Below are 16,236 nucleotides of genomic sequence, written 5' to 3'. Positions count from 1 at the left end.
AGTTCAATGAAATGCCCCCTGACCATCACTTTCTTTGCTGGTATCTTCTTGGCCGGCATCTATAGTCTGCATGCTCAAACGGACTTCCGGCTGGCCTTTACCCAAAAGGTTGGTCCCGCACAAGGCCTCAGCAGCTACAACGCCAGCAAGATCGTACAGGACAGGTATGGATTTATATGGATTGCCACACAGGATGGCCTCAACCGATTTGACGGCAATCAATTCATCATCTACAACAAGACCAGTGATACGGACCACCGGCTGCTGGGCAATATGATCAATACCATACAAATCGATTCGATGGCCAACCTGCTTTGGGTTACTACTTCCTATGGGGGACTGAACGGCATCGATTTGATCACTGGACGTGTAATACATACGCTAAGGAACGACATCACCCCAAAGGGATTTCCCGGCGGCTGGCTCAAATGCTTCACCATCTGTGCCGGACTGATATGGATAGGTACGGAAAACGGTATTGTGGTGTACAACCCGCAGGCAAGGGCATTTATGGCCATAGAGCATCTGCCTGTTGCAGGTACACAGCCAAAGGCCAATGTCAGCTTCCTTTATGCGGATGGCTACAACAATGTATGGGCTTATCTGCCCGGCACAGGTCTGCTGGCCTACCAGGGCCGTACCGGCAAGTTGCTGCACACCTATATACCGGCAACATTCGGACAGCCGGAACGCAAAAGCTTTTACAGTTTCCTGGGCGGGTGGTTCGCATCGATGATTCCAGCTTTTTGATGGCGATCAACAATGGGTTCCGATTGGTCGTTCATGATCAGGCAGGCTATATTGTAGCGAACAAAGCCCTGCCCGTGAACAAGTCCATCAGCGAAGAGTATATTTATGCCTGTGCATTCGACAGGTACCACCGGCTCTGGTTTTCCACCGGCGACCAATTGTTTGTTACAAGCCTTCAATCTTCCCAGTATGTACCAGTAAAAGATATGGCGGGCGACAAAAGCCAGGCTGAACGGCTCGACTTTATTTCCTACATCTGCTTCGACGCACAGGATAATATGTGGCTGGCATGTCGTAAAGGTATAGCCTATGCTCCATTGCGTGAACCCGTCTTTTCCCCGTATTTCGAATCCGCCGAAAAAAACATCAAACTGACACACGTCAATTACGTGTATTCAGATAACGACACGTTGCTATACGCCTGTACCACCACAGGCTTATTTACTGTCAATCGTATAACCAGGGCCATCACCAGCATGGGACTGGCAGCTGGCAGTAACTACCTTTTCAGGAACTTCGACCATCGTCTCATTGTATCTTCAGAAGCGGGATTACTGGCGTACAATGACCATCGTTTCCTGCCCATTGACCAACTTTACCCGGAACTGGCGCCCATTCAGAAAGAAATGATCAACAGTTGCCTTTTTCTCGGCGATTCACTGGTGGTAATGGGTAGTGAGACCAACAAGGGCATCTTCATCTGGGACCTGCGGAATCATACGATGCAGGGGCACGAAGCTGTGACTACCCTTTTCAGTAACACCATCATCAATACGGTGTACAAAGATGCGCTCAACAAGGTCTGGATATTATCTGACAATGCTATCAGCCTGTGGCATCCCCTGTTGCAGAAGGTAGAGCCGCTTAGCCTGATGGACTTGGACCTAAAGATACCGCTGAACCTGCTGATGGACATCTGCGAGTTGAAAGGAAGTTACTGGCTCTCAGTGTATGGCAAAGGTGTTGCACAGTTGGATAGTACAGGTCGCATCGTGCACATATACTCTACGGCCGACGGGCTGTTGAATACCGGGGTTTATAAACTGCTTCCTTACAAAGACAGCCTGTTGTTCATTACCTCCAACAACGGGTTGTTCACGCTTAATCCTGCTACTCGTAGCCTTCACCAGTACCTCGTGGAAGATGGCCTCAACAGCAACCACTTTGAGGAAAACTGTGGCTCTGCGGGTAATAACGTGTTCTATGCAGGCGGCGTGGAAGGTTTTTCGAGGATCGTGCCGGCCCTGCTGCACAATAATACCATAGCGCCCACCCTTTACATTACGAACCTGAAAACGGAAAGAGCTTCGGGCAAGCAGGATAGTTTCCTGCTGCAGCAAAAAGAGTTTTACGTGTCCAATGATGTGTTGCAGACCACCGTTTCGTTTACTGCTTTCAACTACAGTAATCCCAAAAGAGTGCGGTATGCTTACCGCATCGAAGGATTGACGAACGACTGGATTGAGACCGGCAACAGGAACTTCATCACCTTCGTCGGTCAGAAGCCTGGCCACTATGTGCTGGAAGTCAGAGCGGCCAATGAAGACGGCGTGTGGAGTGTACCACAGAAGATCAGTCTCGTATTCCAGCCACAGTGGTACCAGACGTGGACGTTCAAGATCCTGCTGTTCCTTTGTCTGCTAACCATTCTCTATCTCATCTACCGTAATCGTATTGCCCAGCTACGCAAGCAACAACAGATACGCAAAGATATTGCAAACGACCTGCACGACGATATCGGCAGCACACTGAACTCCGTGAAAATATTCACCCACCTGGCCAAACGTGAACCTGATAGTAAGGAACATCTGAACAATATAGAGACTTCCATCACAGAAGCTACACTGGGTCTGCGCGATATGATCTGGGTGCTGGACGATTCGAGGGATACTGTAGATGAACTGATGGAAAGGATCAGGAAGTTTGCACAGCCGGTCTGCCTTGCTCACCAGATCGCCTTCAGCGCTACTATCGAAACGTATATCACCCACCATACACTTACGAAAACGGAAAAACGCAACTACCTGCTGATGGCAAAGGAAGGGGTCACCAATAGCCTTAAATATGCTCGTTGCGGTCACATACAGGTCCGGTTATGCTATCTCAATAGCCGGCTTTGCCTGCAGGTAAAGGATGACGGCTGTGGCTTCAATATGTCGGCCGTTTCTGAAGGAAATGGCCTGAAAAACCTTTCCTACCGCGCCCGGCAAATACATGCAACCTGTGAGATATTTTCGACCAGCTGCGGCACTACCATCAATATAGTCAAACGATAGCGGCATCCGCTTTCACCCTTCTCTTTAATAAGAAGACAACTAAACCAGTAATTGGTTTCTCGAAATTAATACGATGTTTATTTGCGTAGCCAGATAGCAATACTCTCAAATATATAAAATGACCACGCTTCCTAAAAGGGGTTATGAAATTAAGAGGTTGCGCTTTCCAGGTCATTGCTAGACAGTTTGACACTGTGCGTCCTACGATATCGAACATCTGCAGGTTTTGAGCGAACGCGACTTGATCGCCTCCAACCAGCAGGGACATGAGGATAGGATCTATAAAGTAAAGGAGATAGATAAGTATATTAACCAGCTCAGGCCGATATAGGAACACTACCATAGATCTACGCGCGTGCAATAAAGTTCGACAGTCCGGTAGCCTAAAAATAATAAAACCCTGCAATGTAGAGCTTTACCTATGCTGTGGGAGTTGACGGGCTCGAACCGCCGACCCTCTGCTTGTAAGGCAGATGCTCTGAACCAACTGAGCTAAACTCCCTTTTTATTCCCAAACCTCCCTTCTTTTCCTTCTCTCCGTACCGTGGTATCGTTTTGGGAGTGCAAAGATAAGGGTTGGATAATTACTGCAAAATTTATTTCGCCTTTTTCTCAATATTTTTAAAAGAAATCATGCTTATAAAACATTAAGTAGTAGCCCTTCATAATGAAGACAGCTACCGTACTGCATTTGGTCCAGTATGCCTTAGGCCTCCACCTTCCAGGTAACTTTCTTATGCGGGTATTTTTCTACATGCTGGTACACCAGTCCCCGGATATAATCATTTTCAGGATATCGCGTGAGGTACCCTTTGAGGGAGTCCATGTCATGAATAGCACAATCCGAGGGCAGGTACCCCATACCATAAAAACGCCCTTTTTCAAAGAGAATGCAACTTTGCTCGATGGATTGGTTGCCTTCATCCACCACCGCAAAAGTAGGCAGGTTTTGATCCAGGTATTCCAACGCCTGCCCTACCCGCTCATTGTAATCCGAAGCCGGTTCACGGTGTTCGCAAGCCCCCTGACAGCTGCCCTCGTCCATACCCGTACAAGGTGCTGCTGTATCTGTTTGCATATGACACAATTTGGGGCACAACTCAAATTGTGTGATCAACCGGCGCATCAACCCATGCCCTTCCAGCAACAGGTTGAAAGTATAAATAGGAACAAGATTTTTCTTCATCTTGTCGATGGCTAGCCGCTGGTAACCACTCCTGTCCTCATAACAATACAGACCGAAAGCGGGCGTGAACCGTTTCTGGCTGCTATTGTAAGGAGGCCAAAGCCGCTTGATCTCTATACTTTCCAGGATAAAGGCCATCAATTCAGTAGCACAGGTTTGGTACGTAATGCTGTAAATATTACGCAGGAATTCCTGCCGCTGCCGGCCGGCCCCATTGTGCGTAAAATGACTGCGTACCCGGTATTTAAGGTTTTTAGCTTTGCCTACATACAGCACCTTGCCCTTCTGGTCGTGGAAATAATACACCCCGGGGTATAAGGCAGTTTTTCCACTTCTTCCTTGGGCAGGTGTGGCGGCAGCGATTGTTCCTTGGCCCCTTTCTTAATGAATTGTTGAATATGGGTGATCGCATCATGCTGCAGCAGATGTTCAAATAACCTGACCGTAGCATCTGCATCCCCGCCGGCACGGTGCCTGTTTTCCATAAGGATGCCCAGGCTCTCACACAGGCGGCCCAGGCTATACGATTTAAAGCCCGGAAACACCTTTTTGGAAAGCCGTACCGTACAAAGCTTTTGGGTGGTAAGCTCATAGCCGGCCTGCGATAAATGGTGTTTTAAGAAGGAGTAATCAAAATTCACATTGTGGGCTATAAATATGGCCCCTTCCAGCAGGCCATGAATCACCGGAGCCAGTTCCTCAAAGGAAGGCGCCTCTTCCACCATCTGCGGTGTAATACCCGTAAGTACTTGAATATAATAAGGTATGGCCCGTTCAGGTCGTACAAGACTTTCAAACCGGTTGACTACCTTTTCTCCGTCGTGCAACACAATAGCTACCTCTGTTATGTCGTTATTAGCAGCATAACCGCCCGTGGTTTCTATATCAACAATGGCATACATAAGAATGAGGCAATAAAGTTAGGAAGAAGCGCCTGCAATTGAGTAGAATAGACACACCGGTTTTTATCCACGTACCACCACCCAATCAGGAAGCTGCTAACCAGCTTCTTACCCTGATCCCATCCCCTGTGAGGACTTTGAGCTGTCTTTAAACCTCAAAATCCATATCTATGCAAAAGATCGACCTACAAAATGCAGGTGAAACTGCCGTATTGGCCACTGCTACTGTCCTCTACTTTTCAGCCTTAATTCTGTTTTCATTTTGGTTTACACAAAGTTGATTGTCATTGATAATCAATGAGGATAGGTTTTTACCCGCAGGAGCCGACTTTCCTGCGGGTATTTTTTATTGAGTAAAAATTGGCTTGCACTTTCAAAATCCTTGTATTACTTTTGTGCCAGACCCCGGAATAAAGCACATTAGCCGAGTTTCACACGATTGTTGATCACTTTACTACTCCCTGAATCGTACTACGTATCTTATTGACAGACCACCCCTGCGAATTCACATCCCTCTGAAGACCGATTGTACCGATCGTACACGTACAATTTCTTAACACACAAAACACGTAGTCGTATGAAAAAGAGTTCCTTATTTCATTTTGGTGAAACTGGTAAAGTTGTATTACTGGCAATCGGTTTCCTGTTCTTTATTATGTTGCTTTCTTACCTGTACTGGTTTGCATAATTAATATGCTGAAACCTTAACCACACAAAGACCGCTGGCAAAGGCTTTGCCGGCAGTATACCTCTTTTTTTCAAAACGCTCCATGAACATCATGGGGCGTTTTGACTTTCCGTTAGATCCGTTTAACCTTCAATCAGCATAACCTCTCCCAATCGGGGCTGCAGTGAATTAATCAGCGTAATCCTCCCCAATCAGCCTAATCCGCGATTCAATCCGCCCAATCCATCCCAATCAGCGAAATCTGCGATTCAATCTGCCATTCGTTTTCCGTACCTTTGCCGTCCTATAAGACGATCATACAGATGGAATTAAGCAAAAACTACACCCCCTCCGGGATCGAGGAAAAATGGTCCAGGATCTGGAAGGAAAAACGTTATTTTAATAGTAAACCCGACCAACGGAAAGCCTTTACCGTAGTGATACCCCGCCCAACGTAACGGGCGTACTGCACATGGGGCACACACTCAACGAAACCGTTCAGGATATTTTGGTGCGTAAAGCACGCATGAGTGGTTTTAATGCCTGCTGGGTGCCTGGCAGCGACCATGCCTCCATTGCCACAGAAGCCAAGGTGGTACAGATGCTCGAAAAAGAAAAAGGCATTAAAAGAGCGATCTTACCCGTGAAAAATTCCTCGAATACGCTTACGAATGGAAAGATAAATATGGTGGTATCATCTATCACCAGATCGAAAAACTGGGTTGTAGTGTAGACTGGGACCGCGTATCCTTTACCATGGATGCCGACTATTACAAGGCCGTGATCAAGGTCTTTGTGGACCTGTACAATAAGAAACTCATCTATCGCGGCGCCCGCATGATCAATTGGGACCCCGCTGCAAAAACAGCATTGAGCGATGAAGAAGTAGAATACAAAGAGCTGCAAGGCAAGTTGTATTATGTAGAATACAAAGTGGCCAACGCCGATGGTACCCCTTCAGACGAAAAGGGCATCGTCATTGCCACCCAACGTCCGGAAACCATTATGGGCGATACAGGTGTGTGCGTTAACCCTACCGACGAACGCTATGCCCACCTAAAGGGAAAGAAAGTAATTGTTCCCCTGGTCAACCGTGCAGTACCCGTGATCTTTGATGAATATGTAGACAAGGAATTTGGTACAGGCGCCCTGAAAGTTACACCCGCACATGATATCAATGACTATAACCTGGGCCTGAAACATAACCTGGAGATCATTGACACCCTTACCGAAGATGGCAAGCTGAGCGAAGCTGCCCAGGTATGCGTAGGCATGGACCGTTTTGATGCCCGTAAAGAGATCGTGAAATTACTCAAAGAGCAAGGCCTGCTGGTTAAAGAGGAAGATTATACCACCCGCCTGGGCTTTTCACAACGCACCAATGCCGTGGTAGAACCCCGCATCTCCACCCAGTGGTTCGTAGCCATGCGTACCCTGGCCGATAAAGCATTACTGGCTGTAACCAGTGGTGAAGTACGTATCCATCCCGGCGATAAATTCCTGGCAACCTATAAATACTGGCTCGAAAATGTAAAAGATTGGTGTATCAGCCGCCAACTGTGGTGGGGCCAGCAGATACCCGCTTATTATGCACCTGATGGTACCTTTGTAGTAGCAGAGAGCAAAGAAGCGGCATTGGAAGATTTTAAAAAACAAGGCTCCACATTCAAGATTGATGACCTTACCCAGGACGAAGATTGCCTCGATACCTGGTTCTCTTCCTGGTTATGGCCCATTGAAGTATTCAAAGGGGTTACCCAACCCGGCAATCCCGATATTAACTACTACTACCCTACTTCTGTACTGGTAACCGGACAGGATATCATCTTCTTCTGGGTAGCACGGATGATCATGGCTGGCATGGAATACATGAATGAAAAACCATTCAGCGATGTGTATTTCACCGGTATGGTGCGTGACAAGCAGGGACGCAAGATGAGTAAACAACTGGGTAACTCGCCCGACTTGCTGGACCTGATCGATAAATCCGGAGCAGATGCCGTAAGGTTCGGTATCATGATCTCCTCTCCGGCCGGTAATGATCTCTTATTTGATGATTCTTCCCTTGTACAAGGAAGCAGTTTCAATAACAAGATGTGGAATGCCCTGAAGCTGGTGAAGATGTTTGAGCAAAAACAAGCTAAGCATGATGAGCAGGGAGAGCCGGGAAAAACACACGTAACTTTGCCATCGAATGGTTTCAACACCGCCTGAATGAGGCAAAGACAGATATTGAAAAGAATTATGCCGACTTCAAATTAAGCGAAGCATTAAAAACACTCTACTCCCTGATATGGAACGATTTCTGCAGTTGGTACCTGGAGTGGATTAAGCCAGCACCTGATCAACCCATTGCCAGGGAAGTATATGAGAAAACAGTTGAGTTTTTTCAGAACTCATGCAGATGCTGCACCCATTCATGCCTTTTGTTACAGAGGAGATCTACCACCTGCTGGCCGAGCGCACCGATGATCTTTGCGTAAAACAGTTTGCTCCTGCACAACCTGCCGACAAAACCGTTTTACTCGAAGGCGAACTGTTGAAAGAGGTGATCACCGGCTTACGCGATTCCCGCAACAAAAACCAGCTGAAGCCTAAAGAGGTGATCAAACTATGTATTCAAACCGCTGATAACGCTTTGTATAAGGCAATAGAACTGATCCTGACCAAACAGGTGAATGCAGAAGCCATCACCTATGTACAGGAGCCTGTGCCTAATAGTATCGCCTCTGTAATTGGAAAAGATAAATTCTACATCACCTCCGAACAGGAAGTCGATACAACCCACCAGAAAGACACACTTAATAAAGAGCTGGAATACCTGAAGGGCTTCCTGGAATCCGTCAACAAGAAGTTAAGCAATGAGCGGTTTGTACAAAATGCCAAGCCCGAAGTAGTAGGGATTGAACAGAAAAAGAAGGCCGATGCCGAAGCCAAAATTAAGATCATCGAAGAAAGCCTCGCACACCTGTAACAGGCCCAATTGATTATTCACCTGTAGATACCAGGTCATATTACATAATAAGGGTGGACCGTCCGGATACAATTACCAGGCAGTCCACCCTTTATATTTTAATCCCTTCTAAGTGACATTTTGTCTGCTTTTATTCTCCTTACCCCTACAATTGATAGCCCCTCTACCATAATCCCATTGTAGATTGACCGTCTCTTAACAATATATCAGCCCTGGATCAGCCGTAGTGTAGCCATCTTTCTGGTAAGCTTGAAGTAAACTTGAAGTAAACCGGAAGTAAACCTAAAGTAAAGTGAAAAGTCGATTTGTACCGGAAATGGAGGACAAAGCAGGTAAATGCCTTTGTGCGGGGAACAATAAAACCTGATTTTTATCAGTTCCATAATGAGTAATTCTGTTACCTGAATTTACTGATAAAATGGCAGGTTTTTGCCCTTTCCCCATTAAAGTTTATAATCTTATTAATTCCGTCCCAGCAAATTAATGGGGACGATAAATTCCCATCGGTTTGCCGAAGGGTTTAACCGCGAAAGGTCCTGCAATCGGCTATAGCGAAAGCCAAACGTTACATTGTGCTGATTCCACCATTTCGTATCAAAATACACTTCTGTGCCATAAGAACGGAAATCCAGCTCTACCTTATTGCGGTTGATATAATCCTGGATGCGTACAAAATCATAGAACAAGTTGGCCCTGATCCGGGTAAAGTAGAGGATATTGCCAAAACCCCAATCGGGATAGGCCAAGGCCAAATGATAGTTAGCCCCCAATTTGAACATGCGGTGCAGGTTCAGGCCCACATATCCCCGCGCAAAAGGAAAGGCCGTGGGGAAGTTGTACGTAGAAGAAGTATCCCGCCCATGAAAGGCCGTGTTGATGATGATACTGTGGTCCCTGCTAAAGCCTGGAAAATACCAATTGGCAGTTGCCACAAATTGGTTGCCTTGCCGGTTGATAAATGCCCGGCTATAGTTGAGGTATATGCTTTGCGCCAGGTGCGGATAGATCTGCTGCCGGACTTGTTGTAACTGGTTGCTGAAAGATATATAAGAACTAACATAACCAAACGAACGGTTATCGAAAGTGTCTTTGTAGATGCCGGTAAAGTAAGGCTTGTTATAGATAAGGTCACTGCCGAAGGTGAGCGCCCGGTTAAAACGGCCACTGGTAAGGTTCAAGGGTACTTGCAGGCCAATACTGTTTTCCCAGGTACTATAATTTACCCCCGCCCTGCCAGGCTGGTAGTTGTGCGGTCGAAAGTGTATACCGACCCCAGCCTGATCCAGGGAAACAAAGCCGCATACGTAAACCGCCCGCCCACTTGTTTGTATTTGAAATCCCGGTTATAATTAAAATACAATTCCGATTGTAAAGTATTCAATACATTCTCCCCAATGATAGAAAACGTATAGTCCGGGTCTTCCACAATGGGCCGCCAGCTATGGAAATTAAATAAACGGAATGCTTTGTGGTAGTCCGTCACCGGGTACAGCGTATCAGTGGCTAATTCATCCTGCAGGATGTTTTTCCCGGCGCCAACCCCTGCACCTGGAAAATGGCAGGTGTACTGGCAAATTCTTCAGTAGCCAGCGGCTTCAGCTGATTGCTATTGAGTTGCCCTTGTACCAGGTGATCACCCACCGCCGTAAAGGCGCTCCAGGCAAAGCGGCCATGCGCTACCTGCAACTGGTATTGACCGGTAGAAGCCGTCGCTACTGGTGGCGTAAACAGGAACAGCTTTTTGTTTACCAGTATAAATAACCGGTCCTGTCCATTCCAACTGGCCGAAAAACTAATCGTATCCTGGTGGATCGCAGGAAATCCGATCACATTCATCGAAAAGGGCAATAGATATTCAGTATTGCCATTTTCCGTATTGATCAGCCCCAACGACATGGCCCCTTTGCCATTGCGAACAGCCGATATCACCTCGTTCTTACCATAATATTTTGGAAACGTATACAACAACCCGTCTGGATTGGGCAGTTTTTAATGAGCGTGCCATCAGTACTATTGAGGATATGCAGCTCCGCAGCAGTGCCGGGCACCACCTGCACCGTTACTATCTGCGTACCATCTTCCGAAATATCAGGCGAGAAATAATGCGACTTTTTCGTTAACGTGCGCTGCTGGTTGGTGTTTATATCCAGCCATTTGATCACACTATAGTCTTTCCAGCGCCAACGTATATCCGGTTCATAAGCAGCATACACTACCCTTCCATTGCGGTAAGAAAAATAATTGTCCAGCGAAATATCTTTAATGCGCAGTTTTTCATCTACCCCACCCAACACATTCCTGGTGTAAAAAGCCGGTACCTTCTTGTAACTGCTGCTTACAAAAATGAGCCTTTGATCATCTATCCATTGTGGGTATTCTTCATTCCCTGCAAAATGGCGGTGTTGCTGCGCCCACTGATCTACCGTAGAGTCTTGTGCTGTAGTGGCCAGGGATGCTTTGAAATGATCCATCGCCTCCCTACGGAAAGTCTTATAATCAATACCCGTATATTTTTTCACTGCCCGTTGAAAGGGATAGAAAAGCCCATTGTATCGTACCGCTTCATCCGTGATCTTTCCCCAGGTATCCGGACCGTATTTTTCCCGGCCATAGGCTACCATCATATACCCCAGTTTGTAATGGTCCGGCACAAAATCACGCAGCGAGCCATTGCGCAATTTCATCCAGGAATAGCCTTTGTGCGCGCTCCACAGCGACCGGTACCCGTTGAAGAAGGAAGGTAACCGCCCCCTGCCCTGTTCACTAAGCGAGGTTTCCTGGTATACCGCATCCCTTCCCAAAACCAGTTGGGTACAGCAGCACTGTTCACCAGTTCAAGTCCCTGCTCACCAAACAGGAAATAAAAGGCTTTGGAGATCCCTTTACGGAAATTACTGTATTGCTGTACGTGCCGGTATTCATGCAAGGCCAACGTACGATGCCAGGAAAGACTGCCCAGGTCAAAACTGTTCTGCGGAGCAGTTAAATAAAACTCACTCCGCCACGGTCCCAGCCCCACATACCCATTCGAAATAGTCGTTTTCGGTTGTAATACAATGCTCACTTTCCGGATATCTTGCCCCAGCGTTTGCGTGGTTTGTTGCCCCAACCGGTGTACAATACCCGCTATGGCCGCAGCCTGTTGCCGGTAACCGTCCGGGAAAATGATACGTACCGTATCCGTATTGATCTGGTTCCAATGCGTACGCGTAGGATGACCGCCAAATTGCTGGGCCGGCAGCAATCCACTAACGAGCAGTCCCAGGGCCAACAGAAAACATCTAAGCATGTGCAGGAAATTAGCAGTATTGGGTTATGATTCCGGAAATTAAGTCTTTTTTGTACATCTTAAAGGGTATAGAGGTGACACCTTTCGTCTGCGTCGCGAAAGAAAGGTGTCACCTCTATTTCACAACAGGGTTTGAAATATGTGCTGCAGTCACAAAAAATTGGTACCGTTAAAGCCCGTGGTTCCGTATTTTTGAGTATGCTGTCTTTATTAGCATTATCCCTTGCACCTGGCATAGCCATCATCTTTTATATTTATTCCAAGGATAAATATGACCGTGAGCCGTTTGAGAACCTTTTTATCTCCTTCCTTTTAGGAGTCGTATGTACCGTGCCAGCTGCCCTCATTCAAAGAAACCTGCAACCCCAACTGGATCACCTGGTATCCCCGTTCTCTATTACCTATTACTTTATCTGGGCATTTATTTTGGTAGCTTTCAGCGAAGAAGGAAGCAAATTCCTCGTTTTGCGCTTGTACTCCTATCGCCAAAAGGCATTTAACGAGCCTTTCGATGGCATCGTATATTCCGTCATGGTCAGTATGGGCTTTGCTACCCTCGAAAATGTACTGTATGTATTCCATCACGGCTTTGCCACCGGTATACTACGTATGTTTCTCTCCGTACCAGCACATGCCTGTTTTGGCGTATTGATGGGATACCATACCGGGCTGGCAAAATTTGATCCCGAAAAGTCCGCCCTCCATTTATGGAAGGGCTTATTGCTGGCCGTATTCTTTCATGGCAGCTTTGACTTTTTCCTATTCCTGCAAAACAATCCCAATGTTACCCGGTATGTGTCAGAATCCTTATTGGTAGTGGGCGCCTTAATTTCCTATTGGATTGCCATCCGGCTATCCCTGCGTTCCATACGCCAGCACCAGGCGCTTTCAAACAGGTATTTGAAAACCCCAGAGATATACTTTAGTTTTGAAATATGAATGATGAGTTAATAATTCGCAGTGCCGGTATTGATGATCTCCCTGCAATTGGCTATCTCGCACAGCAAATATGGCCTGGTACCTACGGTTCCATCTTGTCCGCCGAACAGCTGAAGTACATGATGGACCTGATCTATAGCCCCGATTCCCTGCAACAACAAATGGTAAAACATAAGCACATTTTCCTGATAGCCGAATTAGATGAAGAGCCAGTTGGCTTTGCCTCTTATTCACCCCTGAAGGAACCTGGTGTTTATAAGCTCCATAAGCTGTACGTTCATCCCAAGACCCAGGGCAAGGGCATTGGTAAAACCTTTATTGATTTTATCATCGACCAGCTACCCGTTCCCGAAGCAACCACCTTGCGACTCAATGTAAACCGACATAATAAAGCCAGGCAGTTTTATGAAAAACTAGGCTTTGTGGTGACCAAAGAAGAGGATATTGATATTGGTCATCAATATTATATGAATGATTTTGTGATGGAAAGAAATCTCTAACCTACTTGTCCCGCATCGCAGCTTCCTTCATATTCTTAGCCAGGTCGTGACCCAGGTAACGTTCTATAATGCCATGTACAAGGTAAATGACCGGTGTCATGATAATGGCTATCAGGAACTTATACATATAGGCAGTGAGCGCCCAGGCCGTTACAGTAGCGAGGCTGAAGTCGCGGAAAAGGTAGAACGCCACAAACGTGACCACGATGCTGTCTATGAACTGCGAAGCAAGCGTACTGATCGTGGCCCGCATCCAGATGGCTTTTTCACCCGTTATTTTCTTAATCTTTTTAAAGATCATTGCATCCAGCAATTGCCCCAATAAGAAGGCCGTAATAGAACCGATAATGATGTTCATCCCCTGCCCTAATACCTGTACATAAGCAGCTTGCTGATCAGTAACCCCGGGAGAAAGTCCGCGGTAGCGCCAGCCATTATCCGGCACAGTATGGATACCCAGGTAAAAAACAATAAAAGCAAAAGCTATCAGCGCTACTGTAAGTATTGACAGGAACCGCACCCCCTTACCCCATAGTATTCATTAATAATATCCGTCATCACAAAGATCACCGGCCAGGGAATGACCCCTACAGTAAGACTGAAGGATAGCCCTTTTTCACCCAGCAGATCAATACTGGCCTTGGGAAAACCCAAAGTATCTTCCAGCGAAAATACCTTCACACCCGTTACCTCTGCCACGATAGCATTGGCAATAAAAAAGCCCCCAATATAATAAACAGGCGGGTGGGCTTATCTTTTATGATATTATGGATCATTTAAGCAAAAGGATTAGTTGAGCGATCATGAATAATACATTGGCTATTACCAGCCATGTCGGAATATGCACGGTTACAGCCTTTTTTTTTTTTGGAACAAGGCTACAATAATAAAAAAATTAATGATCACATTCAAGAACACAGAAAGGCCAATGCCCAGGATAACCACCGTGGATCCTATATGCCCCTGTTGCATGGGAGGTAAATACCGCATCAGCCAGGTAAGTAAGAAACAGATATTACAGATAAAGGCTACCCGGGAGAAAAATAATAGTTTCCGCATAGGTCAAGTTGCTGCAAAATTGCATTATTTTGCCCGATTATCGCAAAACAGCACAGACTTTAGCATTGAATAGAAGTATTAGCATTATTATCATTACTTACAATCGCCCAGCCGATTGTCTGGAATTGTTAAAGGATATCAGTCTGCTGAATTACATACAGGAAGCACTGACTGATGTAATTGTGATCAACAATGCCTCTACAGTTGATTACAGCGATATTAAAACGTTTATTGAACAAAATCCACACCTTCCTTTCCGTTACAAAGATGCTCCCTCCAACCTCGGCGTGGCCCGTGGCCGGAATTATGCGGCTGGATTTGCCCAGGGCGATCTCCTGGTATTTGTAGATGACGATGTGTTGTTAACTGATAAGGATATACTGCCCAAAATAATAGCTTCATTCGACAAAAAGCTCTCTCCAGACAGGGAAGTAGGGGCAGTCAGTTTTAAAGTATTATACCACAGCAATGGAGAAATGCAGGTCACTGCTTTTCCCCATAAGCAGTTCAATAAGTATAAAGATAAAAGCGAGTTCCTGACTTCCTACTATGTGGGTTGTGCACATGCTATTAAAAAACAGGTATGGTTACAGGCAGGTGATTATCCTGAGGACTTTTTTTATGGGATGGAAGAATACGACCTAAGCTACCGTATACTGGATGCTGGCTATGCTATCCAGTATGAAGCCTCAGTGGTGATCCTGCATAAGGAATCGCCATTGGGAAGGAAACCTGTAGCAGAGAAACTTAAAATGCAATGGGTCAATAAAAGTAAAGTAGCCTGGCGGTACCTTCCCAAACGCTACTTCTACACGACTGCGCTGCTTTGGAGCTTTGAATATCTAAAGAAGGCGGGCTTCCGTAAGGGGCTATACTTTTCGGCCTGGCGTGAAATTGCCCGCATCCCCGGGCTGAAAAACGCAGCCCTGTTTCTGACAGTACCTTGTCTTATCTAAAAAAAGTAGAAGCCAGGTTATGGTATTGAAAAATTACTCCGATTTGCTGTAAAATTGCATTATTTTGCCCTTCTGTTAACACATTCAACATGAACAAAACGCTCTGGCAACGACTAACGCCACATATCATAGCAATCGCTATTTTCTTTGTAATATCCTGTGTGTATTGCTTACCTATTTTTAAAGGTGAGGTATTGGGCGGGCATGATTCAGTAGGCTGGAAGGCTATGGCGCAACAGTCCTTTGAGTTCAAAGAAAAGCATGGTCATTTTCCGTTATGGACCAATAGCATGCTTAGCGGCATGCCTGCCTACCAGATAGCAATGGAATCCAAGTATAATATTACCATTGCACAACTTCATCACCTATTCACTTTCTTTCTGCCAGCTCCGGCCGGCCTCTTCTTTCTTTCCTGCATTGGATTTTATATTTTGTGCCTTGCCTTAGGCGTAAGAAACTGGATATCAATCCTGGGTTCAATAGCCTATGCTTTTGCTTCCTATAGTGTGATTATTGTAGCCGTGGGCCATATTACCAAATTTGCCTCCATGGGGTATGCTCCTGCTATGTTAGCAGGATTGATCCTACTATCAAAACGACAATATGTATTGGGCTTTTTGGTCACCCTTGTTTTTACGACCTGCCTTTTTACCAAAACCATATCCAGGTAGCCTATTATACTTTTCTTATCGCCGGGTTCCTGGGGCTCGCATATTTTATCCAGTCCATACTGCAAAA

Annotated in this window: 19 protein-coding genes, 1 tRNA gene and 1 pseudogene; 11 read left to right on the top strand and 10 right to left on the bottom strand. The window is 46.1% G+C overall.

Features of this window, described 5'->3' with window-relative positions:
- Positions 1–6 precede the first annotated feature (6 nt).
- Together RS881_RS28105 and RS881_RS28100 are read left to right on the top strand one after the other, a co-directional pair.
- On the top strand, positions 7–750 hold the full coding sequence (locus tag RS881_RS28105) for a ligand-binding sensor domain-containing protein (protein WP_315824147.1): 744 nt from the start codon (positions 7–9) through the stop codon (positions 748–750).
- Positions 720–3,026 (top strand): sensor histidine kinase, encoded by a 2,307-nt coding sequence (locus RS881_RS28100; protein WP_315824146.1) that lies wholly within the window; start codon positions 720–722, stop codon positions 3,024–3,026. The genes RS881_RS28105 and RS881_RS28100 overlap by 31 nt, the downstream gene beginning before the upstream one ends.
- Positions 3,027–3,453: 427 nt before the next feature.
- On the opposite strand, the gene RS881_RS28095 is transcribed toward RS881_RS28100, so the two are convergent.
- The 3 genes from RS881_RS28095 to RS881_RS28085 all read right to left on the bottom strand — a co-directional run bounded on the left by RS881_RS28095 (position 3,454) and on the right by RS881_RS28085 (position 5,114).
- A tRNA-Val gene (locus RS881_RS28095) sits at positions 3,454–3,528 on the bottom strand.
- Between the two features lie 204 nt (positions 3,529–3,732).
- Positions 3,733–4,518, bottom strand: a complete 786-nt coding sequence (locus tag RS881_RS28090) for a GIY-YIG nuclease family protein (RefSeq protein WP_315824145.1) — start codon at positions 4,516–4,518, stop codon at positions 3,733–3,735.
- Positions 4,476–5,114 (bottom strand): 3'-5' exonuclease, encoded by a 639-nt coding sequence (locus RS881_RS28085; protein ID WP_315824144.1) that lies wholly within the window; start codon positions 5,112–5,114, stop codon positions 4,476–4,478. The genes RS881_RS28090 and RS881_RS28085 overlap by 43 nt, the downstream gene beginning before the upstream one ends.
- A 990-nt stretch (positions 5,115–6,104) precedes the next feature.
- On the opposite strand from RS881_RS28085, the gene RS881_RS28080 reads away from it, so the two are divergent.
- The 4 genes and pseudogenes from RS881_RS28080 to RS881_RS28060 all read left to right on the top strand — a co-directional run bounded on the left by RS881_RS28080 (position 6,105) and on the right by RS881_RS28060 (position 8,755).
- A complete protein-coding gene (locus RS881_RS28080) occupies positions 6,105–6,239 on the top strand; it encodes a hypothetical protein (RefSeq protein ID WP_315824143.1) in 135 nt (44 codons plus the stop codon).
- Positions 6,240–6,253: 14 nt separating this feature from the next.
- Positions 6,254–7,995 (top strand): annotated as a pseudogene (locus tag RS881_RS28070) (valine--tRNA ligase).
- Positions 7,971–8,264: a class I tRNA ligase family protein gene (locus tag RS881_RS28065; protein ID WP_315824640.1), complete on the top strand. Its 294-nt coding sequence runs from the start codon at positions 7,971–7,973 to the stop codon at positions 8,262–8,264. Before RS881_RS28070 ends, RS881_RS28065 begins: the two are co-directional and overlap by 25 nt.
- Positions 8,186–8,755 (top strand): class I tRNA ligase family protein, encoded by a 570-nt coding sequence (locus RS881_RS28060; protein ID WP_315824141.1) that lies wholly within the window; start codon positions 8,186–8,188, stop codon positions 8,753–8,755. Before RS881_RS28065 ends, RS881_RS28060 begins: the two co-directional genes overlap by 79 nt.
- 461 nt (positions 8,756–9,216) lie before the next feature.
- Here RS881_RS28060 and RS881_RS28055 read toward each other — a convergent pair whose 3' ends face one another.
- From RS881_RS28055 to RS881_RS28035, 5 genes are read right to left on the bottom strand one after another with little or no spacing between them, the layout of a single operon-like run.
- Entirely contained in the window at positions 9,217–9,933 is a 717-nt protein-coding gene (locus RS881_RS28055) for a hypothetical protein (RefSeq protein ID WP_315824140.1), read from the bottom strand.
- A gap of 41 nt (positions 9,934–9,974) precedes the next feature.
- A complete protein-coding gene (locus RS881_RS28050) occupies positions 9,975–10,238 on the bottom strand; it encodes a hypothetical protein (RefSeq protein WP_315824139.1) in 264 nt (87 codons plus the stop codon).
- 20 nt (positions 10,239–10,258) lie between these two features.
- Positions 10,259–10,684, bottom strand: coding sequence for a hypothetical protein (locus tag RS881_RS28045; protein WP_315824138.1), 426 nt, complete (start codon positions 10,682–10,684; stop codon positions 10,259–10,261).
- Positions 10,681–11,439 carry a hypothetical protein gene (locus tag RS881_RS28040; protein WP_315824137.1) on the bottom strand — a complete coding sequence of 253 codons (759 nt, stop codon included), beginning with the start codon at positions 11,437–11,439 and terminating at the stop codon, positions 10,681–10,683. Before RS881_RS28040 ends, RS881_RS28045 begins: the two co-directional genes overlap by 4 nt.
- Positions 11,436–12,044, bottom strand: coding sequence for a hypothetical protein (locus RS881_RS28035; protein WP_315824136.1), 609 nt, complete (start codon positions 12,042–12,044; stop codon positions 11,436–11,438). Before RS881_RS28035 ends, RS881_RS28040 begins: the two co-directional genes overlap by 4 nt.
- A gap of 141 nt (positions 12,045–12,185) precedes the next feature.
- On the opposite strand from RS881_RS28035, the gene RS881_RS28030 reads away from it, so the two are divergent.
- Both RS881_RS28030 and RS881_RS28025 read left to right on the top strand, forming a co-directional pair.
- Positions 12,186–12,983 carry a PrsW family intramembrane metalloprotease gene (locus tag RS881_RS28030; RefSeq protein ID WP_315824135.1) on the top strand — a complete coding sequence of 266 codons (798 nt, stop codon included), beginning with the start codon at positions 12,186–12,188 and terminating at the stop codon, positions 12,981–12,983.
- Positions 12,980–13,483 carry a GNAT family N-acetyltransferase gene (locus RS881_RS28025; protein ID WP_315824134.1) on the top strand — a complete coding sequence of 168 codons (504 nt, stop codon included), beginning with the start codon at positions 12,980–12,982 and terminating at the stop codon, positions 13,481–13,483. Before RS881_RS28030 ends, RS881_RS28025 begins: the two co-directional genes overlap by 4 nt.
- A gap of 1 nt (position 13,484) precedes the next feature.
- Here the strand turns inward: RS881_RS28025 and RS881_RS28020 are convergent, their stop codons facing one another.
- Both RS881_RS28020 and RS881_RS28015 read right to left on the bottom strand, forming a co-directional pair.
- Entirely contained in the window at positions 13,485–14,003 is a 519-nt protein-coding gene (locus RS881_RS28020) for a queuosine precursor transporter (RefSeq protein ID WP_315824133.1), read from the bottom strand.
- Positions 13,976–14,182, bottom strand: a complete 207-nt coding sequence (locus RS881_RS28015) for a hypothetical protein (protein ID WP_315824132.1) — start codon at positions 14,180–14,182, stop codon at positions 13,976–13,978. Before RS881_RS28015 ends, RS881_RS28020 begins: the two co-directional genes overlap by 28 nt.
- A 199-nt stretch (positions 14,183–14,381) precedes the next feature.
- Here RS881_RS28015 and RS881_RS28010 point away from each other — a divergent pair, with 199 nt between their 5' ends.
- The 3 genes from RS881_RS28010 (at position 14,382) to RS881_RS28000 (ending at position 16,169) form a co-directional block, all read left to right on the top strand.
- Positions 14,382–14,615, top strand: a complete 234-nt coding sequence (locus tag RS881_RS28010) for a hypothetical protein (RefSeq protein WP_315824131.1) — start codon at positions 14,382–14,384, stop codon at positions 14,613–14,615.
- Positions 14,608–15,498, top strand: coding sequence for a glycosyltransferase family 2 protein (locus RS881_RS28005; RefSeq protein ID WP_315824130.1), 891 nt, complete (start codon positions 14,608–14,610; stop codon positions 15,496–15,498). The genes RS881_RS28010 and RS881_RS28005 overlap by 8 nt, the downstream gene beginning before the upstream one ends.
- A gap of 89 nt (positions 15,499–15,587) precedes the next feature.
- Complete coding sequence (locus tag RS881_RS28000; RefSeq protein WP_315824129.1) at positions 15,588–16,169, top strand: hypothetical protein; 582 nt, start codon at positions 15,588–15,590, stop codon at positions 16,167–16,169.
- Positions 16,170–16,236: the final 67 nt, after the last annotated feature.

It is taken from the genome of Paraflavitalea speifideaquila (genome assembly GCF_032395985.1).
GTDB lineage: Bacteria > Bacteroidota > Bacteroidia > Chitinophagales > Chitinophagaceae > Paraflavitalea > Paraflavitalea speifideaquila.
Note: the sequence above shows the minus strand (reverse complement) of the source record. Positions and strands in the feature narration are given on the sequence as shown.